General features: G+C 62.4%; 15 protein-coding genes. 1 reads left to right on the plus strand and 14 read right to left on the minus strand.

Translation table 11 applies throughout. The features are described from left to right. Positions 1–181: 181 nt before the first annotated feature. The 9 genes from htpG to SJY20_RS05015 form a co-directional block, all read right to left on the minus strand. A complete protein-coding gene (gene htpG, locus SJY20_RS04975) occupies positions 182–2,068 on the minus strand; it encodes a molecular chaperone HtpG (protein WP_380785486.1) in 1,887 nt (628 codons plus the stop codon). 469 nt (positions 2,069–2,537) lie between these two features. After that, positions 2,538–6,122, minus strand: a complete 3,585-nt coding sequence (locus tag SJY20_RS04980; protein WP_380785487.1) for a M1 family aminopeptidase — start codon at positions 6,120–6,122, stop codon at positions 2,538–2,540. A 14-nt stretch (positions 6,123–6,136) separates the two neighbouring features. Beyond that, entirely contained in the window at positions 6,137–7,015 is an 879-nt protein-coding gene (locus SJY20_RS04985) for an ABC transporter ATP-binding protein (protein ID WP_380785488.1), read from the minus strand. A 101-nt stretch (positions 7,016–7,116) separates the two neighbouring features. Further along, complete coding sequence (locus SJY20_RS04990; RefSeq protein WP_380785489.1) at positions 7,117–7,503, minus strand: hypothetical protein; 387 nt, start codon at positions 7,501–7,503, stop codon at positions 7,117–7,119. 168 nt (positions 7,504–7,671) lie between these two features. Next, on the minus strand, positions 7,672–8,235 hold the full coding sequence (locus tag SJY20_RS04995; protein ID WP_380785490.1) for a hypothetical protein: 564 nt from the start codon (positions 8,233–8,235) through the stop codon (positions 7,672–7,674). 71 nt (positions 8,236–8,306) lie between these two features. Beyond that, positions 8,307–8,609 (minus strand): PadR family transcriptional regulator, encoded by a 303-nt coding sequence (locus SJY20_RS05000; protein WP_380785491.1) that lies wholly within the window; start codon positions 8,607–8,609, stop codon positions 8,307–8,309. 332 nt (positions 8,610–8,941) lie between these two features. Further along, entirely contained in the window at positions 8,942–9,892 is a 951-nt protein-coding gene (locus tag SJY20_RS05005; protein WP_380785492.1) for a FecR domain-containing protein, read from the minus strand. 86 nt (positions 9,893–9,978) lie between these two features. Then, positions 9,979–10,554: an RNA polymerase sigma factor gene (locus SJY20_RS05010; RefSeq protein WP_380785493.1), complete on the minus strand. Its 576-nt coding sequence runs from the start codon at positions 10,552–10,554 to the stop codon at positions 9,979–9,981. Between the two features lie 121 nt (positions 10,555–10,675). Then, positions 10,676–13,651, minus strand: coding sequence for a TonB-dependent receptor (locus tag SJY20_RS05015; protein WP_380785494.1), 2,976 nt, complete (start codon positions 13,649–13,651; stop codon positions 10,676–10,678). 202 nt (positions 13,652–13,853) lie between these two features. Between SJY20_RS05015 and SJY20_RS05020 the strand changes: the two genes are divergently transcribed. Further along, a complete protein-coding gene (locus SJY20_RS05020) occupies positions 13,854–15,455 on the plus strand; it encodes an alkaline phosphatase D family protein (RefSeq protein WP_380785495.1) in 1,602 nt (533 codons plus the stop codon). Positions 15,456–16,274: 819 nt separating this feature from the next. Here SJY20_RS05020 and SJY20_RS05025 read toward each other — a convergent pair. The 5 genes from SJY20_RS05025 to SJY20_RS05045 all read right to left on the minus strand — a co-directional run bounded on the left by SJY20_RS05025 (position 16,275) and on the right by SJY20_RS05045 (position 21,002). Next, positions 16,275–16,679, minus strand: coding sequence for a DUF1622 domain-containing protein (locus SJY20_RS05025; protein WP_380785496.1), 405 nt, complete (start codon positions 16,677–16,679; stop codon positions 16,275–16,277). After that, positions 16,676–17,200: a metallophosphoesterase family protein gene (locus SJY20_RS05030; RefSeq protein WP_380785497.1), complete on the minus strand. Its 525-nt coding sequence runs from the start codon at positions 17,198–17,200 to the stop codon at positions 16,676–16,678. Before SJY20_RS05030 ends, SJY20_RS05025 begins: the two co-directional genes overlap by 4 nt. A gap of 5 nt (positions 17,201–17,205) precedes the next feature. Then, positions 17,206–18,036, minus strand: a complete 831-nt coding sequence (locus SJY20_RS05035; protein WP_380785498.1) for an aldo/keto reductase — start codon at positions 18,034–18,036, stop codon at positions 17,206–17,208. Positions 18,037–18,310: 274 nt separating this feature from the next. Beyond that, entirely contained in the window at positions 18,311–19,630 is a 1,320-nt protein-coding gene (locus tag SJY20_RS05040; protein WP_380785499.1) for a sensor histidine kinase, read from the minus strand. A gap of 13 nt (positions 19,631–19,643) precedes the next feature. Continuing rightward, complete coding sequence (locus SJY20_RS05045) at positions 19,644–21,002, minus strand: sigma-54-dependent transcriptional regulator (protein ID WP_380785500.1); 1,359 nt, start codon at positions 21,000–21,002, stop codon at positions 19,644–19,646. Positions 21,003–21,201 lie beyond the last annotated feature (199 nt).

Here is a 21,201-nt window from a genome sequence, read left to right on the forward strand (position 1 = left end):
AATACTTCAACCAAGGCGTCCATGACGGATGTCCGACGCCAAAAAATACGGGCGTGCAGGTGAATGAATGTCTGAAGCCGGGAAGCGAGGGAAGGGGCGTGAGCGTCCGATTTTGGGTTTACTTGCTCTCGGGGCGGCCGGCGCCTCTCATCAAGCGATGAGAAGCGCCATGAAGCCCTTGTCAGCTCAGCCCGCGTCCGAGTACCCGGCCGAGCCGAACAGAGAAGGCGCGCAGATCAAGCGGCAGGTCTCCATCAGCGATGCGCGCCTCGTCGAACAGCAGATGGGCGGCATCTTCGCGCAGTGACTGATCCGCTTCGCCTGCGGTGCTGAGCCGCGCCACCAACGGATGGCGCGGATTGATCTCCAGGATCGGCTTCGCCTTGCCGCCGACCTGCCCAGCACCGGCCAACAGCTTCTCCAGTTGGAGGTCCATGCCGCCGTCGGGTGCTACGAGACAGACTGCGCTTTCGGTAAGGCGCTCTGACGCGCGCACATCCGACACGGCATCACCCAGCGTCGCCTTTACGAAAGCGATGAAGCTACCGATGGCCTCGGACGGAGGCTCGGCCGGCAGTTCGCCTTCCGGCAGCGGGATAAGGCTGAGATCGGCCAATCCTTGCGTGACGGACTTGAACGGCTTTCCTTCGTAATCGACACCGGAAGTTACCCAGAAGCTGTCGATCTGATCGGGCAGCAGCAGCACCTCGATGCCTCGCGCACGAAAGCCCTCGAGTTGCGGCGACGATGCCAGGCGCTCCAGATCCTGACCCGTCGCATAGTAGATCGCTGTCTGGTTCTCCCGCAGGTCAGCTGCGTAGTCCTTGAGGGAGCGCCATCCCCCATCAACGGCCGTGCTTCTGAAGCGAGCCAAGCCCAGCAACGTCACGCGCCGGGCGTAATCCTCATAGAGACCTTCCTTCAGGACCGCGCCGAAGTTGTCCCACAAGGATAGGTACCGTTCGGGGTCGCTAGTGGAGAGCTTGTCCAGCTCGCTCAGCACGCGACTGGCAACACCCTTCTGGATGGCAGCGAGTACGGGACTCTCCTGGATCATCTCGCGCGAAACATTGAGCGGGAGGTCAGCGGAGTCCACCAGGCCGCGCACGAAGCGTAGATAGCGCGGCAGGATCTGCGCATCGTCGGTGATGAACACGCGCCGGACGTACAGCTTCATGCGCCCGCTGCGATCGGGATCGAACAGGTCGAACGGCTTCGTCTCAGGCACGAAGGCGAGCACGTTGTACTCGTGCAGTCCCTCTGCCCGGTAGTGCAGCGTCAGCGAGGGCGCGTCATACTGGCCGGCGACAGTGCGATAGAAATCCCGATACTCCTCGGCCGTGACCTCGCTCTTGGGGCGGGTCCACAAGGCGGCACCATCGGATACCGATTTCTGCTCCTCGGCATCGGGCTTTTCCTTGAGGAAGATCGGAACCGGCACGTGGCCGGACTGGGCCTTGATCGTGCGCTCGACCGCAAAGGGGTCGGTGTACGTGGCGGCGTCCTCCTTCAGGTGGAGCAGCACGCGCGTGCCGCGCTCCGGCGCGTCAGCAACGTCGATCGGCTGCACCGTGTACGTGCCGAGGCCATCTGACAACCAAGCCGTCGCGGTGTCGAAGCCGGCACGACGCGACGTTACTTCGACACGGTCGGCGACCATGAAAGCGGAATAGAAGCCAACGCCGAACTGCCCGATCAGCTGGCTTTCGCCCGCATCCTTTGCACCCGCGATCCGGTCCATGAACGCCTTGGTGCCGGACCGCGCGATCGTGCCGAGCGCATCCACCATTTCGGCCTCGCTCATGCCGATGCCATTGTCGTCGATCGTTAGCTGCCGATTGTCGGGATCGAGGGTGACGAGAATACGCGGCTGGCTATCGCCGCCTAGAAGCGCTGGATCGCTGATCCCTTCGTAGCGCAACTTCTCGCACGCATCCGCCGCATTTGAGATGAGTTCGCGCAGGAACACATCCTTATCCGAGTACACCGAATGCACCATCAGGTGCAGGAGTTTGGCGACGTCAGCTTCGAAGGAACGGGCGGTGGGCGTGGTTTCAGTGGTCGTCATAGCGGTTCCAACGGTCTCCTGATTGCTGCGGCAATACATGGCGGCGGCATTGCCGCGTTCAAGTTGCAAATCAGCGTTGATGCCGACCGCCCCGTTGCAGAACGCAGTGGGTGCTTCAAGGCGGCTTGCCGCCTCGCAAGAGACGCCTTGAACGACATTTTGATGACAGGCTTGGGTTTGGCCGGCCAGAAGGACTGCCTGCTTTCACGAACTCGCAGAAAGGCCCCGAATGTCGCATTTTGGGTCAAGCACCGCGGTACCATAATCGATGAGCGCGACGAGCATTACGACTCGTCTGGTCGCGGTCCGGTTCTGGCCGCCCGCATCGAGAGCTATAGTTTAAGTGGATCACGAAGAGGCGGGGGGAAGGGGTGGCGTTTTATTCGTCGCCAATTTGTACTGCTCGACTCCTAATCTCGGTAGTGTGCGTCCGGTGTGCCGCAACGTGATAGCTTGCGTGCCTTGGGCGTCATCCTGTGGTCGCAATGACATTATCGTCGGAATTGCGGTCGATCAGAACGTCGAAGGGATCCGTACCCGCATAGCTCGGCTTGACCGAGGTAATCAGTCTGATCTGCTGTACCCCGACACGGATAGCGATAGACTGTGTCGAGAGCACATCCTGCGCGGCGAAGGGGCCTGCTCCGGGCCTCGCCGCCAACAAGCTGAAATTCATACGTTCCGCCAGGGGTGTCTCGGTCTCCTTTCCCTTTCCATCAGCGTGATATTTGTGGGCCTCGACAGTCAGAATGGTTTCATAGCGACTGTCGGGCAACTTGCGGACCTTGGCTGCTGTGGTCCTGATATCATACAGCGTGATCTTCTCGAACAGATCGGTGATCAACTCGTTCTCCGCCAAGCTGGCATTCTTGCGGAATTCTGCAATCAAGTCGAGCGATCGAGGATACCGCGCGGGGTGGGACCCGAAGCGATAGAGATATCGCCTTAGCGCAGCATTGACGCGTTCGTTGCCGAGCACATTGCGGAGGCGATACATCGCCAGTTCGCCCTTTTGATAATAGACGTAGGGCTGGTTTCCAACTCGGCTGAGCGGCAACTCTTCTGCGGTCTCGAAGCCGCGCGTGGACAGATATGTGTCGAGCTCATGCCTGAGATAGCGACGAACCTGATCGCGGCCACCGGTTCTCTGCATCACCATCAGCGCGGAATATTGCGCAAGCGTCTCGTCCAGCAGTGACGCTCCCTGCATGTCCGCAGGGATTGCTTGATGCCCCCACCATTGGTGCGCCGACTCGTGCGCGACCACCCGCCCGACATAGTCGAGCATGGTCTTGTCCCGAAAGTCGGCGATGAACCCCAGACCTTCGGAATAGGGGAACGTCCCGGCGAAGGATTGCGCGCCCCTCCGGTAAGCCGGGAACTCGACGATGCGTGCATGGCGGAACTGATAGGGCCCGAACGCGGAGCGGTATAAGTCAAGGGCATGCGCGGACCCAGTTAGCATCCGGTCGATGTTGCGGGAGTGCCGCGCATCATAATAAACGGCTAGATCGACGCCCTTATGCAGGATGTGCCGCGCTTTATACCGGGCAGACTGTAGCGAAAAAAAATTCAATATCGGCACGTCGGTTATGAAGCGCGCGGTGCGACGCCCGTTGATGATCCCGTCTGCAATCTTGGTGCCCGGGGCGATCGGGGTCTGATCGGCATCGGTGGTGAGGATGATGTCGGTCTTGACCCAGTCGCTACGCAGTCGATTGTAGCGTGTTTGCGAAATGTCGCCCACTCCGGCTGGGCTTAGCACCGGCAGGGCATATCTGCGCCGTGTATCGTGATCCTCGATCAGGCCGTGGCGATCCATGCCTATCGTGGGCAGAAGCTCAAAATTGTCTACGAAGGTGCCATTGTCGACCACGCCCACATCGTTGCCTTCATTGCGAAAGCCGATCTGATGGTGGACGGTCGTGAAGGTAACGCGCGTCACCGCGCCCGGGGCCAGAGGCGTTGCAAAGCGGTAGATGCGATACTGGAAAGCGGGATAATCCTTGGCGAGCGTTGCGCCGGCGACATCTAGCGCGGTCCAGTTGGTGTCGCGCGAGCGCATCCGGAGATGGACTTCGGTCAGCGGTACCGTTTGCCGATTGACGAGATCGAGCGTGCCGTTCGACACCAGCTTCTGCTGGTGAGGCCATAGTTCGGCGTTCACACGCACCATGGTGATCGTGGGCTGAGGCGTTCTCGCATAGGGCAGCAATTGGCGTTCAAGCCCGCTTAGGTACCGATCGTCATCGCGCGAGGATCGATACGCGTTCCAGACATGTGTGTTGATGAAGCACCAGACGCCGAGCCCGACAAAGGCAATGATCGCGGCAGCCGATATGCCGCCCGCCGGGCCTGCCAGCCGGTGTGGCACGCGCTTCAGCCGGACCTTCAGCAGCGTTTCGGCACCGCGTCGCCACAGCGCATGGCTTAGCACCAGAATGAGAAGAGCGAGTGCTGCCCAATAAGCGCGAAAGCTCCAAGCACCGATCCAAAATCGGCCCTGCCCGTTCATGTCGGAGAGGGGGACGACCGGTCCCTGCGCATAGGTATAGAGATGGTCCTGCAGACCAAGCACCGGGAGAGCCGATCGCGAGACCACAAATATCAGCATGAACCCCCAGCCGACGATCTTGTGGGGACTGATCGCCTGCACGAACACTGCGAGGATCGCGATCAGTACATAGTCCACAGCGTTGGGCAGCAGGTACCAGAGAAGATAATGATCAAGCTCCAGCTGCGTGTAGCCCCCGAAAAGCTGGATCGTTACCGCACCGATCATGCTCACCAACAGCGTCGAGATCAGCACTAGCGCCAGCGAGAGGACCTTGGGCACGACATAGGCCCAGTCGGGTATCGCGGTCGTGCCGATGATCTCGTGAATGTTCCGGTCGCGCTCGTGCCAGACCAGCTCCCCGCTGTAATAGATAGCGATGACGAGAGGAATGAGTTTGAAATTGTCGTCGAGCAGCTGGATCATCAGCCGCGTCACTGGCAAGGAAGGGGTGCCCCACGCCGGGTCGAGGTCTCGCAGACCGGCTACCGAGAAGATCAGACCGAGCACCAACAAAACGAGGTAGGCCGGGCTGCGAAATATCTGGACCATGTCGAGCTGCGTGCGGACCCGCAGTTGAGCCCAGGCGGTCGCGTGACCGAAGTGCGGCTCGATCCTTGGAATATCCTTGCCACCGCCCTTGCTGGCGATTGCGGCTGTACCGACCTGCTTGGCCTCGATGCGACGGCGACGCGCTCCGCGCGGAACGCGTTCGGTGAACTGGAAGCGGGCGTGGGCGAGCGCGAGGAAGGCCGTGCCGATGGCGATCCAGATGATCCGGTTCCACAGCACCACGCCTTGAACCGGCGTGCCCAGCGTGTTGAGTTCGTCCGGGGACCAATATCGCGTAGCCTGCGCGAGCGCAGCGAGACCTAATGGGTCGATATAGGCGGTGAGCAGCTTATGGCCGCCGCTCTGCGAGGCGACGGTCGCCCCTCCCCAGAACATCAGCAGGGCGATGACGCCGACATAGGTGGCGACCATCGAGCGCGTCATCACCGCGAGCGCGAAGAACAGCGCTGAAGCCACGAACAAATTGGGCAGCGCGAACAGAAGAAATGGCAGGAGATAAGCGGCCAGGCGGTTCGGCTCGAACAGCGCTGGATCTGCCCATGGCATCTGCGTCCCGAGCCACAGCGTCACGGGAACTGCGAGGAAACTCAGCGCTGCTGCGAAGAGAGCGCCAGCGTAACGGCCTAGCAGATACGGACTTTTCGATATGGGGGTAGTCCGCAGGATAGGGGCAAAGCCGGTCTCCTGGTCGCGCACGACCGCGTTCGCGACGAAGGCCGCCGAAACGAACATGTAGAGTACCGATAGCGCCATGTAGAGTTGAGCGACCTTAAATGGCGTATTCTTTTGAACGCGCTGGGGTACGCCGATGGAATTAGGACCGATTGTTGCGGCGAAGACGAGTGCCGCGAACAGCAGCACGGCGATCCAAAGGATCGGATTGCGGATTTGGTAGCGAACCTCGAATCTGGCAACTTTGAGAAACACCGTCTCTGTTCCTCTCAGGCTGCGCGGCGCAAAGCGTCTAGCGTGGAGAAATAGACGTCCTGCAGGCTGCCTGCGGCTGGGATAAACCCGTTGCCGGGCGAGGTGTCGGATGCGACGTGAATAATGGTTCGGCCCGCCAGCAAGCGGGACGAAATAACCCGGTGCGCGGCGGTATGGTCGCCCAACACGGCGCGATCGATGGTCTTCTGCCAGACACGTCCTCTCAGTTCGGCAATGAAGTCCTGAGGCGCACCGTCAAGCACAATGCGGCCGTTCGCCAGCACCGCCATGCGCGGGCACAGATCCGCGACGTCTTCGACGATATGGGTGGAAAGGATCACCACGGTCTCGTCGCCGATCCCCGCGAGCAGGTCGAGGAAGCGATTGCGTTCCTCCGGGTCGAGACCGGAGGTGGGTTCATCCACGACGATCAGCCGGGGATTACCGATCAGCGCCTGCGCGATACCGAAGCGCTGGCGCATACCGCCCGAGAAGCCGGCCAACGCCTTTTTGCGCACCTCCCACAAATTGACTTGGTGGAGCAGCGCCTCGACCGTCTCCTTGCGTTCGGCGCGAATGGAGAGGCCTTTCAGTACGGCCATATGATCGAGCATGTCGTACACGGAGATGCGCGGGTACACGCCGAATTCCTGCGGCAGATAGCCCAGTGTCCGGCGCAGCGCCCCCGGTTCCTTGAGGACATCGGTGCCCTCGAACGCAACGCTGCCGCACGTGGGCAATTGCAGGGTCGAGACGATCCGCATCAGCGTCGACTTGCCCGCGCCGTTGGGGCCCAGCAGGCCAAACATGCCCGCAGGGATCGAGAGAGTCACGTGATCGAGCGCACGCGTGCCGTTGGTATAGACATGGCTGAGGTCCCTGATTGCAAGCATAGCCGCCTCCTCCGGAAAATCGTCACGACATATGTAGATTTAAGAGTTAAGAAAAGTTGAGTCTTACTAAATCATTCAAGTTGATGATCGGCCACTTGGGTTTACTTGCGAAGACGAGGTGTCGACCTAGTAAAAACATAGGGTGAACCTTCATATATCGTAATTCTGGTCGGCGCAGGTAGCCTGTCTAGCCGCAGCTTGCGCACCGATCGGGTTCCGTCCACGTCAAGCCCCTGATCGGCTACAATGCCGACATCAAACCGGGGCAGGATGTAGGGCCCATCTGCATCTATAGCGACGCTGTATGATACGGTCTGCTGATCGTTGATTAGCATCTCACCATTGGCGAGCTTTACCGTGCCGCAGCAGTCGTTGGCGAATAGGCCGGCCTCGCCGGCATCAACGACCGGCTTACGCAGGAAGACGAGAAGAGCAATGAGCAAGACAGTGCTGGCCGCAACGAGACCTATGCTGATAACACGTCGCATCTTTGCTCCCCTTCCGGCTCGCACATACCTAGCCGGCGTTTCGTGCACCTTCAGCGTTGAACCTCGGCACCGTTGTCGTGAGCAGAGAGCAACATATGTAGACTTAAGAGTCAATTGGGTAGGCGTAGCTCCAGCCGATCGCCTGGATCATTGAAAGGCATCTACAAGCTACCGGGCAAGCGGTTCGGGCAAACCGTCTGACAAGACTCGAATGTGCCACCGCGAGATAGATACCACCGCGGCCAACTCGATCGCCAGCTTCAAGAATTGCACCCTCAGTGGCGACAAATCGAGCATCAATACGCCTGTGAACAGCGACAGCGTGATCATTGCCGCCGCGATCAGCGTGCCGCACTTCAGGGCGCGCGACCAGTCTCCCTCCACGAGCATCCACGCAAGACAAAGGTGCGCCATGCCAAGCAGAAGCCTAATGATCAGCAATATCGGGATGGCGCTGTTCTGAGACCAGATCAGGTACGGGTTCGGTCCGGCACCGAAGCCTGACGTGCCGAAAGCCTGACCTTCGGCCGAGGTCAGGAAGCCGACCGCCTGCTGGAACTGCAGAGCCGCCATCGGGATGAGTAATCCCAGGGCGAGCGCGTAGTTCGCGAGGGTCAGGCGTCCTTCGCTGTGCTTCCCCATCTCGCGCCACGCTGCGAACAGGCAGCCGAGAGCGAACAGGAATGGACGCCGATCTTCGACCGCGGCTTCGAACTCCGCTTCCATGGCCATTGCCCACGTTCGGCGATCCGAGCCGAGAGTCCGACTAGCCAATGACAGCAAAGCCCGCGACACAGCTGCTGTCATGCGAAGGAAGCCTTGGTGAAGATGGTCGGACCGGCAGGTATCGCCGTCCGCGCAAATGCCACGCCGGCATTCGTTAAACGGTACGCATGGCGCGCAGGGCGGCCAAGCTGTTCAGGCTCGCGCCACTCGGCCTCGACGAGCCCTTGGTCGGTCATGCGGATGAGTAGCGGGTACAGCGTTCCCGACAGGAGCCCGGTTTCTTTCATCAGATCGTAGCCGTGACGCCACTGCTGAGTGCGCGCAGACAGCGCCTCCAACAAAAGGAGCATCTGCTTCGATGGTCGACGATTACGGCCCATGCGCCTACTCAACCTAAGTAGAGTTTTCTGTCAACTGCCGCGCGGGCAGTATGACCTGCTATCCGTCTTTTTGACTTTGGTGTCCGTCTACTGGGGGGCAGCGAGCGGCGAGGGGGTCTGTGGACCGTACGTGATCCAACGCCCCTTTTTGGAGATGCGGTGATGACGTGAGCGATATGGATGGCCAATTTGAAACGTTCAGATGGCTGAACTCAGATGCAGGCGGCCAGCAACATTGAGACGAACGAACGTCCGAAGCTGGGAAGCGGAACAGTCCACCCGAGGGGCTGGAAGTCGGTCGAGCTCGCCGTTTCGCTGCTCCAAAAGCTGCTTTATCTATAGAGTTCAATTCCGCCATGTGCCGATCGAGATTGGATACCAAAGTTGAGACGCAGCGATTTCAGGAATTCGGTGGGATCGTTGGTCAGAAATCGGCCGCCCAGCCGCACCGTGCCGATTGCTGGCCGCTCCAACACCATTGGCGTAGGCAAATAGCGGTTAAATTCGGTGACCGCGACCGACAGCGGCTCTCCGTCAAACAGCAATTCACCCTCCTGCCATGCCGACAATGCGCGAATTTCGGTATCGGACACCGGGTGCGCCGCGATCCCACTAGCGGACACTACCAGTTTCGCGCGTTCTGGGATCTTCGTCGCGCCGGTCTCGCCGCGTCGGGGCAACAGCCTGACGGCACCAGCAATGGCGACGACATCGACCGTTTCCGCCGACCGCAGGCGGGCGATGAAATGCCCACGGTCGATCTGCAGCCGCGCGCGCCCCACGTCGAGCGTGCAGCGCGGCGCGCCCGGCGACAGGTCGAGCGAGACTTCGCCGCGTAGCAAACTCACCTCGACCGCGTCGCCCATGCGCCACCAACGCAACTCGCTCGCGGTGTTGAGGTCGAGGCAGATGCGTGGGGTTATATAGAAGCGGCGGCGCTCGCCAACTGTGGTCTCGACGGTTTGCGCTGCAGCTTGCGTGGCGACCAACAACCCGCCGCCCGCCGCCAGCGCGACGACCGCGCCCGCCGCAGCGGCGAGCGCGCGACGCCGCGGCAAAGCCGCACGGTGTTGTGGCTGAGCCGTTGCCCCTGCGGACGGGGCATCACGGAGCCGGTCGAGCCTCTGCCACGCGTGCGCTAGCCTGAGCATCGCGATGGCGTGCGCCGGATCGCGCGCGCGCCATCCCTCGAACGCGGCCGTATCGGCTTGGCCAGTCTCGAGCGCGGCCAGCCAGTCGGCGGCTTCCGCCTCGATCCTGTCCTGCCGCTCGCTCGTGGTCAAAGTTTTGCTCTCGAATTCGTGCCGCTACGCTCTATCTGATCGTTCCCTAGCGCGAGGAAAACCGCCATGCCATCGCCAGAATATCTTCAGGCCTTAAGGCGGATCACGTCATCCAAGCGCTTTGGTGCGCGTGCTGACGGTACGGTATCGGCGCCGTGCAGCGCGCGCGCCACCAGCAACATGCCGCGCGCGAGGTGCTTTTCGACGGTCGACAGGCTGATGCCGAGATGTTGGGCGATGTCGCGCGGCGCCATCGCCTCCAGTTTACGCAGCAGCACGACGCGCCGGCTCGCCGGGGGGAGGGCTTCGATCGCCTGCATCATGCGGCGCAGTTCGTCGCGGCCCGCGGCGATTGCGAAACTGTCGGGGGCGGGGTCGGCATGCTCCGTCTCCTCAAGCGCGGCGAACTGGCGCATGGGCACGATCCGCGCACGGCGGAGCCGCTGCAGCGCGATGTTACGGATCATCTGCGTAGCATAAGCGGCGGGGTTGAGGATCTGGTCCCAGGCGGTCAGCTGAAGCAGTTGGGCATAGGCCTCGTGTACCAGATCGCGGACCTCGTCTTCATTCGCGCTCCAGCGGCGCGCCTGCCGCAGTAAATCGGCTTCGTGCCGGAGAATGGCCTCCGAAAACCATTCGTCGATTGGGCGAAGCCAGGACATTACGATTGGGTAGCCTGATGCGAGGGTGATGTACCCTCCCTATGGCGACATTGATACGGGACAATGACACGCGCGGCGGTGTCGTCCCCGACGCACAGAAATTGCGCGCCGGGGGAGGGCGTCACTTGCGGAAGCGTGGCTTCAGGATGAAGCCGAACCACACTGTGCGGCCGACCGGGTAGCGGGTCTGCAGCAGTTCGCGATTCTGACCGAGATGCGCTTGGAACGATGTGTTAGTTACGTTCTGCACCTGGCTCATCACCTGCAACCAGGGCTTGATGTTGTAGCTCGCCTGCAAATCGAGCTGGTCGCGCGAATCCTGCCAGATGTCGCGCCACGCATATTGCGAATCGACCGAGACCGGCGCGGCACCGATCCGATTGAACGCCGCGCGGATCGTTGCTGGGCCAACCGCATAGAACAAGGTCGCGTTGTAGATATGGTCGGGCTGGTTGAACAAGGCGCCGATCCGGCGGCTAGCGCCAGTGGTGCCGACAAAGTCGAAACGCCCGTCGAGCCAGGTCGCGTTGAGCGACACGCCGAAATTGGCGAGCGGTCCCGGCAGGAAGTCTAGCCGGTCCTTGACGATCTGCAGCTCGGCGCCCTTGACCATCGCCTTGGCCGCATTGACCGGTTGACTGATCGTGGCGTTATAAGTTGCGCCGTCGGCATAGTAGACGCCGGACTCTTGCGTCGTCAGGTTGAAGATCTCGTCGTGAATGTCCTTGTAGAACACCGCTGCGGAGACGAGCCCGCCGCGCCCGAGATACAGTTCGCCTGAAAGATCGTAGTTCCACGAGCGACGCGGTTTCAGGTCGGGGTTGCCCTGGTTGATCGTCAGCGGGCGCGCGACGTTCGACATGTCGAGCGACTGCGTCGTGGTCGCGCCATACTGGCCGTAGTCCGGGCGACCGATCGTCTCGCTGATGCCGACGCGCAGCTTGAACGCGCTGGTCACGTTCCATGTCGCGACGCCTGAGGGCAGGGCATATGCGTAGCCGTGCTCGCGCGACAGCGTCGTGTTGGTGCCATTAACGCGCGTCGTCACGCCGACCGAGGTGCTGTCGTAGCGCAGCCCGGCCTGCAGGTTGAAATCGTCGCTCTGCCAGCGCGCTTGGCCATACCCCGCTGTGATTGATTCCCGCAGCTGGTAGAAGGCGCTGTTGCTATCGGAGACCCGGCCGGTGTTCTGGCGGAACCATTCGGGGTGGTTGACCAGTACGGCCTGCGCTTTGTCCGCGTCGATCAGATCGAAATTGATCCCGGGCGCCGAGATCGGCGTGGGCACGGTCGACTGCGAATATTTGTCGAGATTGCCGATCAGCGCCGCAGACGCAGCATCCTTGGCGAACCATTCGCGATAGTTGAGCAGGCTCTCGACATGCGTCAGCGTCTGGGTGACGCCGCCTTGCAGCCCGAAGCCGCGATCGTCGGCATCGAAGTTCCACGCCAGCTCGCCGTGCAGCCCGCGCACGGTGTTGTCGATGTCGTAGACGATGTTGCGCCAGTAGCGCGGGCCGTAATTCGCGGCGTTCGCCGCTGCGGCCGGATCGTTGAGCGCGATCGTCGTTCCGCCGTTGGCGTTCTGGTAGCTGTAGCCATAGAGCGCCAGGTTCGTCGTGGCCGCGGAGGTGGGCGTGATGACCATCCCAGTGTTCCATTTGTACATCCACCGGTCTTCGTTGTAATGCGCCTTGGAGTCCGAGATGCCGCCGGTCAGCTTGAGCTTCTCGCTGAAATCGTAATGCGCGTTGCCGTTGATCAACCAGGTGCGGCGCTTCTCCGGCTGCGCGACCAGGCCGAGCTGGTAGTTGCCGGTGTTGAGTTTGCCTGTGTCGGCGGTCGCGCCCGGCGTGTAGCTGGTCGAGGGGAGGGCGAGTGCCTCGTAGCGGTCCTCGTCCGACAGCTCGTGATAATAGCCGCCGAAGATCGACAGGCCGAAGCGGTCGCTCGGGCGATATTCGAACTTGCCGTTGATGCTGTAGCGCTCGCGCTTCTCATCGAACGCATAGTCCTGCACGCGGACGGGCACTGCGCGGCCGGTCGAATTGGGGATGTCGCCGGTCTGCGCACCGGCGGCGGTGTAATAGGTCCAGCCAGCGCCGGCAGTGTCGCCCGGCAATGTCGCCAGCGCCGATGCATGGAGCTGCTGATACTCGCCCGACAGGACGAGGCCGAACTGCTTGTCCGCGCCGAACAGCATCGCGGCGGTGGCGTCGGCGCGGATGTTGGCATGCTTGTCGGGCACGACCTTGCCGCTCTGCGAGGTCCAGCCGCCGAGCGCTTGGGCGGTGAGCATACTGCCCGTGTCGAACGCGCTCTTGGTGACGAGGTTGAGCTGACCGCCGAGCGCATGCGGGTCGTATTGGGCAGTCACGGTCTTGATCGCCTGGATCTCGCCGACCAGCGAGGAGGGCAGCAATGCGAGCTGCGCGCCGCGATAGCTGCTGTCGGCGCTGGCGATCTGCGCGCCGTCGACGGTCACGAGGTTGTAGCGACTGTCGAGCCCGCGGATCGTGACATACTGGTAATTGTCATGCCCGCGGCTGCTGTCGCGATCCGAAATGACCGATAGGCCGGGGATACGCCGCGCTGCCTCGACGACGTTGACGTCGGGCAGCTGGCTGACATCGTCCTGGCTCACTGAATCGATGATCTGCGCGCTACGCCGCTTGGTCTCGATCGCGCGGCGCGTCGCAAGACGAAAGCCGGTTACGACAATATCCTTGCTTTCCGGGAAGCTCGCGTCCGAAAGACCGGCCTGGCTGATCGCCTGCGAACCGGCGATCAGAAGGATATGGTCGGGAGTCGCCTCGGCGACGGTGAGTGTGGTGCCCGACATCAGCTGGCGCGCAGCGTCGAGCGGTGCCATCCGCCCCTTTAACTGCGCGACGCTGTGGCCGGTTGCGCTATCGAACGGAAAGGAGATCTGCACGCCAGCCTGGCGGCCGAGCTCGTTCAGCGCAGTGGCGAGATCCGAGGCGGGAATGTCGAACGCAACCGAGCGCGATACGGCCGGAACGGGCTTCGCGGCGGTGGTGGCCGACGCCAGCGTGGTACTCGACAAGAGAAAGAAAATGGCTGAACGACGAAGCATGGACCGGTCCCCCTGGCTGGCGACCGAGCGCCGCCTCGCCAGCCCGATGCTTCGTGCCGCCAAAACCGCCATGCCGAAATTCCGTTCCCGCGCACGGTGTCGAAAGCGCCGATTTCCGCCCGCCCGACTGTCGTCAACGCGTCATATATCGCGCCGATGCAGACCCGCCTGCCGCCTCGTTTCTTCCGCCGGAGTCTGATCCGTGACCCTGTTCGCACCCAATCGCCGCGACCTGCTCAAGACCACGGCGATCACCGCGCCGGCGATCCTGCTCATGCCGTCGCGGCTGCTCGGCGCGGGCGGGGCGGAGACGATTTTCACGCTGGGCGTCGCCTCGGGGGATCCGTGGTCCGACGGCGTTGCGCTGTGGACCCGGCTCGCGCCACAACCGCTACAGGCAGATGGCGGGATGCCCCGCGCACGCGTACCTGTGACCTGGCAGGTCGCGGAAGATGAAGGATTCAGGCGGGTCGTGCGCTCGGGCACCGCCTTCGCCGAACCTGCCGCCGCGCACTCGGTGCATGTCGATGTCTCGGGGCTGAAACCGGCACACGCTTATTTCTATCGTTTCATCGCCGGCGGCGAAGGCAGCCCGGTCGGTCGCACACGCACTGCGCCCGCTGCCCACACCGTGGTCGATCACCTGCGCTTCTGCTTCGGCTCGTGCCAGAAATACGAAGCCGGGCACTATGCCGCATGGCGCCACCTCGTCGCCGAAGACGCCGACCTGATCGTCTTCCTCGGCGACTATATCTACGAAAACGACCCCAGCAACGACGCGGTGCGCCCCCACCTCAACCCCGAGCCGCGCGACGTCCCCGGCTACCGCGTGCGCTATGCGACCTACAAGCTCGATCCGCTGCTCCAGGCGGCACATGCCGCCGCGCCGTGGATTTCGACGTGGGATGACCACGAAGTCGCCAATGATTATGCCGACGCGCGCGATGAGCTGAACGGTGATCCCGCGACCTTCCTAAAGCGCCGGGCCGCCGCCTATCAGGTCTACTGGGAGCATATGCCGCTGCGTGCCGCAGCGCATCCGCACGGTGCTTCGGCACGCCTGTACCGCACGCTCGATTGGGGCCGGCTTGCGCAATTTCAGGTGATCGACGATCGCCAGTATCGTGGGGGTCGCGCCTGCCAGCCGCCCGAACTCGCGCTGAAGCATCTGCAATATCGCGTCGCGGTCGAGGACTGCGCGGATCGTCACGATTCAGCGCGCACGATGCTCGGCGCGCAACAGGAGCAATGGCTGCTCGACGCGCTGGGCACGACCAAAGCGACGTGGAATCTGCTCGCGCAGCAGACGCTGATGACCCCCTTTGCGATGATCGACCCGGCGCATCCGGAACGGGGCGCGACGCTGCATCCCGCCGACCGCTGGGAGGGCTATACCGCCGCACGTGATCGGATTTTCACGCGCTGGGTCGAGGCGAAGACGCCCAACCCGGTCGTGCTGAGCGGCGATATCCACGCCTTTACCGCCGACGATATCCGCCACCCCGCGCACCCCGACGGCGCGCCCGTGGCGGCCGAATTTGTAGGCGGGTCGATCACTTCGACAAATCATCATCCCGGCTGGCGAGAGGAAGCGAAGCTAAATCCAGGAATCCGCTTCGCGGAGAATGAAGTGCGTGGCTACGCGCTGGTCGATCTTCGCCAGACCGGCGCGGACGTCGCCTTTCGCGGGCTGGCTGACGCGCGCGACTTGGCATCGCCGGTATCAACCCTTGCGCACTTTACGGTCGAAGCCGGGGTGCCCGGCATCGCAACCGCGACAACGAGTAAAGTCCACGTCGCTTGACGTTTGTTGCATCATAGTACGGCTTTCGCCTTTCAAGCAGCTGGGCGAAGCTGTTTATGCCGCAATAGGTGAGATAAACAGCCGTCTGCTACGGTAATTGCAAGACTAGCCTTTAAGGTCGCTTTGTGGGTCGCCGCTGCTGCGGATGTCGGCAAGCTGACGACTTTGACGTGTGCTGCGGTCGCAACACGTCTGTGACCAGGATCTGGCCCAAATAGGCGGGCCTGAGACTCGTCCGAGATGCGACTCAGACTGTGTGCCTCTGGATCGGTCGGCAAGGCAACGCCCAGCTGCGGTCTTCGTTCTCATAATCGGCAGGAAGGAACGAGTTGGGCCCACCCGGATGTAGTCGGAAACGCCCACATGAGTATTATGCCAATCTATCGCGGAGGCGGCTTCGCAGCGATCATGTTTATCTCCTCCACTCAAATATACGAGCGACTGCGAAGACGAGCTTGATCCATTCGCGATCCTGTTCGGCAAGCCAATATGATCTTTTCGGTGACATCAACCGACAGCTGGAGTCAGGGAGCGAGCTGGGACTGCTGAAGGTCGTGCTTTGGGTCAAAGCTCTCTGCGCGGCCCAACGCGGCAACACACCATCACCATGCGGCATCAACATCTCTTCCAGGCCTCCCCCCGGAACCGCATCGAATGTATGCCGTTCTGGGATTAAATTTGGGTCAAGCCGAACAGGTTCGCCGCACCGCTTGGCACCTCACATCGGTGGAACGGCTGAGATGAATGGATGGCCGAACTTGGCGAGCGCACCTCGCGGCTCAGCGTCTGGTTCTGTGTGGAGTGCTAGTTAGAAGGATATCAGCCCACGTCAGCGTTCCCGATCTGCCTTACATTAGCTCCCTCGTCCGATCGTCTCTTCTTCTGCCAGGGCCAGCGCCCTTCGATCTCGACTTCGAGGGAAAAGCTCAGGAAAGTCCTAATGAGGACGATGCCGGCGAGGACCAGAAGGCTCTCGATCGTCGGCTCGACAGCTACCGTGTTGATAATGTCAGCGGCAACGAGGAATTCCAGGCCAAGTAGGATCGACCGCCCGAGACCCGACCGGAAGTCCGCAACCAGCGTAGTCCGGTCTGCCGTGCCTTTGCCCATCCCGATCAGGAAGGCTCCCAGCGTGCCGAACGCCCCCACGACGATGATGGCCGTGCCTACGATCTCGACGGCGGTCGTCGCCATATGAATCCAGTAGGCTTCGTTCACGATCATGCGGCTTTATGGCTCGGGGGCAGCAAAGGGGCAAACTTGCTGACGAGTAGTTCGGCCAGCGGGACCGGTCGGAAGTCCCTGGCATCGACGCCCACGTCATACTGGCGGAGCATGGGTTTCAGCTTGCCGTGACTGTGCCCGTGCAGGTTGATGGCGCGGCGGTGCTGGCCATTCCAGCTCCTGAACGGATAATGGCAGAGGATCAGCCGGTGATCGCCCTCCGTCAATTCGGCATAGTCGCCAACGCTGGCCCATCCTTCCGCCTCGCCGGTCGCAATGGGATCGTTGTTGCCGCGGATCAGGTGCTTGGTGCCGTTGAGGCGAGAGAGCAATGCCGCCACGTCGACCGGTCGCCGTGCTACGTCTCCCAGATGCCAGACGACGTCCTCGCAGCCGACGACGGCGTTCCAACCGCTGAGGAGCGCCTCGTCCATCTCGCCGACAGTCGCGAACGGCCGGCGATGAATGTTGAGCGTCCGGTGATCGCCGAAATGGGTGTCGGCGGTGAAGAACAGCGCCATGCCGGTCACAACATCTCGAGCGGGCGGCGGCTGCGCGGCACGGGGAAGGCGGCATCGAGCGCGGCCACGTCGTCGTCAGACAGTATAAGGTCGACGGCAGCACGATTGTCGCGGACGTGCGCGACGCTGCCCGCCTTGGGTATGGCAATCACGTTGCCCTGCCGCAGCGTCCAGGCGAGGGCGACCTGTGCGGGCGTAGCGCCGATCGTCTCGGCAATTCCACGGAGTGTCTGATTGGCCAGGAGGCGGCCCTGTTCCACCGGGCTATACGCCATGGCCGGAATGCCGTGAGTTTCCAGCCACGGCAGCAGATCATGCTCGGGGCCGCGGCGGGTAAGATTATAGAGGATCTGGTCGACCGCGCAGCCGTCACCGCAAGCCGCGAGCAGTTCTTCCATGTCGCCCGTGTCGAGATTGCTAACGCCCCAATGGCGGATCTTGCCGGCCGTCCGCAGCGCCTCCATCGCCTCGACCGTTTCGCCGAGCGGCACCGATCCCCGCCAGTGAAGCAGGTAGAGATCGAGCCGGTCGGTGCCGAGCCGCTTCAAGCTTGCCTCGCAGGCGGCATGCAGGCGAGCATGGGATGCGTTTTGCGGATAGGCCTTGCTGACGAGGAAGAGCTTGTCGCGAACGTCACCCAACGCTTCGCCGATCAGCTTCTCGGCAGCGCCGTCACCGTACATCTCTGCCGTGTCGACCAACGTCATGCCGAGATCGACGCCCAGACGAAGCGCAGCGATCTCTTTCGATCGGCGATCGGATCGCTCCCCCATCATCCAAGTGCCTTGACCTAGTGAGGGTATCTGTTCGCCGCCCGGTAACGCCACTGTTCGCATACTTTGCCTCGGCTAAGCCAATGATACCCAACAAACGAACGACGGCGAGGTCCGGTGCATGCTGGTCGACTGATAACGAGGTCGCTTAAACGACGATCAGGGGGGGGCACTCTAAGCCGGGTGGTACGGACGGGACGGCCTTGTGTTGCTCACGTAGTCGTGGGGCGTCGGCCATTGACGAGATGAACGAGCGTCTGAAGTTGGGAAGAGCGAAGCAGGGTGTGAATGACCGGGTATTGGTCGCCAAGCCACCATCCGTGCGCCACTAAAGTGTTTATTCGATTATCGTCGGAAGGACCATTTCGATCCGGCTTGGCAGGCCGTTACCGGCCTCGATCTGCCCCCCGTGAAGAAGGACGATTTGCCGCGCAAAACTAAGACCGATCCCACTGCCGCGGGGCTTGGTCGTGAAGAACGGCAGGAACACTTCGCGCGACAGGTGCGGGGGGATGCCTGGACCGTTGTCGGTAACCGCGATCCTTATACGATCGTGCGGCTTGAGTTCTGCAGTCAGGGCGATGGTTGGAGTTTGGGTAGCGGCGGTCGCCTCGCTAGCGTTCTTGAGCAGGTTGAGCAGAACCTGTGTCAGCAGCGCTACGTCCCCGTTCAGCCGCGGCAGGGCGGGCATGATGTCCAGCGTAATGGGCATGGTGATGTTCGGTGTCGCGGCGTGGATCGCTGCGGTCCTGGTCAGCCAGTCGGCGATGTCGATCGGTTCGCGGCGAAGAATCGGGGCCTCGCTGAAACCCTTGTAGGTCTCGACGAAACGTTCGAGTTCGCCGGCTCGTCGTGCCAGTGCCCCGACCGCGAGTTGCGCGTCGCCGATCGCTTGGTGGTCGGTGGCGTCCAGCGCATCGAGCAACTGCTTTGCCGTTGCGGCGAGTGAGGTCACCGGGGTCAGCGAGTTCATGATCTCGTGCGTCAGGACGCGAACAAGATCGATCTGCGCGGCAAGTTCGGCACTGTCGAGTTCCGCCTGGATTATCTTTACCGCAACGATCCGCCGCGCGTCGCCGTCGAGTTCGATCAGCGTGGTGTCGGTGACGACGCGTTGCGACAGCCCGTCCACGACGATTTGGCCGAGCCGGCTTGGTCCGGGCGTTGCGCTGCGAAGTAGGTCGACGAACGCTTCGCCGTACTGGTCGAGTGCAGCGACAACGGTCGGCGAATTGCGACCGAACTGCCGCCTTGCCGCTTTGTTCGCGAGCGTGAGAGCATCGCCTGGACCGAGAACGAGCAGCGGTGTTGGCGCCCCATCGGCAAGCGCGCTGGCAAACGTCGCTGCAACGGCGCCGCGGGTCCTTTCTTCGCGTAGCCTGGCAAGCGCGCGTTCGTATGCCGCGCCGAGCCGGTCGAAACCGGCCCCTCGACCACTCAAGGTGAAGGATTGGCTTAGGTCGGCGCGGTCGAGCGCGGCGACGAACCGGGTCAGTTCGGCGTTGCTCTCGGAGATGAGCCGCCAGAGGCCAATCGTGACGACGAGCGCGAGGCCAATCGCGAGTAGCATCGCGGTCGGCGCGCGGTGATAGGCGGCGAGCAGGCTTGCGACGCTAAGCGCGACGAGCAGCAGCAGTACGCGGGCGGCCAGACGCACCGCGAAACGGCGCCTAAAGGCCATGCTTTTCCATCCGCCGATACAGTGTGCCGCGCGATAGTCCGAGTTCAGTTGCCGCGGTCGAGATGTTGAAGGCGTGCTTCTTTAAGGCTTGCTCGATCGCCTGCCGCTCGACGCGGTCGAGATTGAGGTCGTCAACCAATGCCGCCTCGGCTACCGGCGCCGATCGACCAAGTGGAAAGTCGGCCAAGGCATAGGCGGCACCCTCGGCGAGGATGACTGCGCGCTCAGCAGCGTGGCGCAGCGCGCGGACGTTGCCGGGCCAGTCATGGGCAATCAGGGCCGCGAGGACGTCGGCGGGAATCTTGCGCTCGGGCTTGTCGTAGCGTGTGCGGAATTCATCGAGGAACGTGGTCAGCAGCACCGCGATGTCTTCGCGACGGTCGCGCAACGGCGGCAACTCGATCTCGACGGTGTTGAGCCGGAACAGCAGATCCTGTCGAAACAGACGCTCGTCGCCAAGGTTCGCCACGGCCATGTTCGTCGCGGACACCACACGAATGTCGATCGCCACGGGCCTGTTCGTCCCGACCGGCGTGACGCGGCGCTGCTCCAGCGCGGTCAGCAATTTGGGCTGGAGATGGAGCGGCAGGTTGCCGATCTCGTCGAGGAACAGCGTACCGCCATCGGCCGACTGGAGCCGTCCGATGCGATCCGCACGCGCGTCGGTGAATGCGCCCTTGGCATGACCAAACAGCTCGGAATCGAACAACGTCTCTGAAATCGCCCCAAGATCGACCGTCACCAGATCGCCCGCGGCCCGTCGCGAGAGGCGGTGGAGTTCGCGCGCGACCAGTTCCTTGCCGGTGCCGTTCTCCCCCAGGATCAGGACGTTCGCATCGGTCGGTGCGGCCTTCTCGATCAGCGACTGGACGCGGGCCATGGCCGGCGATGTCCCGAGCAGCGGCGAGCCCGTCGCGTTCGTCGTCGCGGCACCGGTATCCGTACGACGCATCCGGCCGAGCGAAGCGGCGTTACGTACCGTCGCCAGCAACCGATCGTTCTTCCACGGCTTGGAGACGAAATCGGTCGCACCCTGCTTCATCGCGGCGACCGCCACCGCGACGCTGCCATGCGCCGTGATCATCACGATCGCGGCGGCGGGATCGGCCGCCTGCATCAGCCCCAGCCAGCGAAACCCCTCCGAGCCATCGGTCGCGCCGCGCGCGAAATTCGCATCGAGCAGCACTGCATCGAAATGCCCGCGTTTCATCGCCGCCACCGCTTCGTCCGGGGACGTGGTCGTGATGACGTCGCGGAACATCGGCGCGAGCAGCAGGCGTGCGGCAAGCAGGATGTCCTCGTCATCGTCGACGACGAGGCAGCGATCGAAGGGGGGCGTCGAGGACATCGGCACAGCTTTGGTCATACCCGGCCTACAATCAAGATGCGTGCCAGTGTCCAGTCGTGGACATCTGGTGTCCGATCATGACCACGAACGACGCCAGCAGGATCAAAAACCCTTGGTGAATTTTTGTAAAGACAATCGCTTAGCAACTTTGGCACGGCTCATGCTGAAGGAAGTGGGTCGGCAGCATCGCCGACCGAAA

Origin of the sequence: Sphingomonas sp. R86521 (assembly GCF_042466235.1) — a bacterium.
GTDB lineage: Bacteria > Pseudomonadota > Alphaproteobacteria > Sphingomonadales > Sphingomonadaceae > Sphingomonas.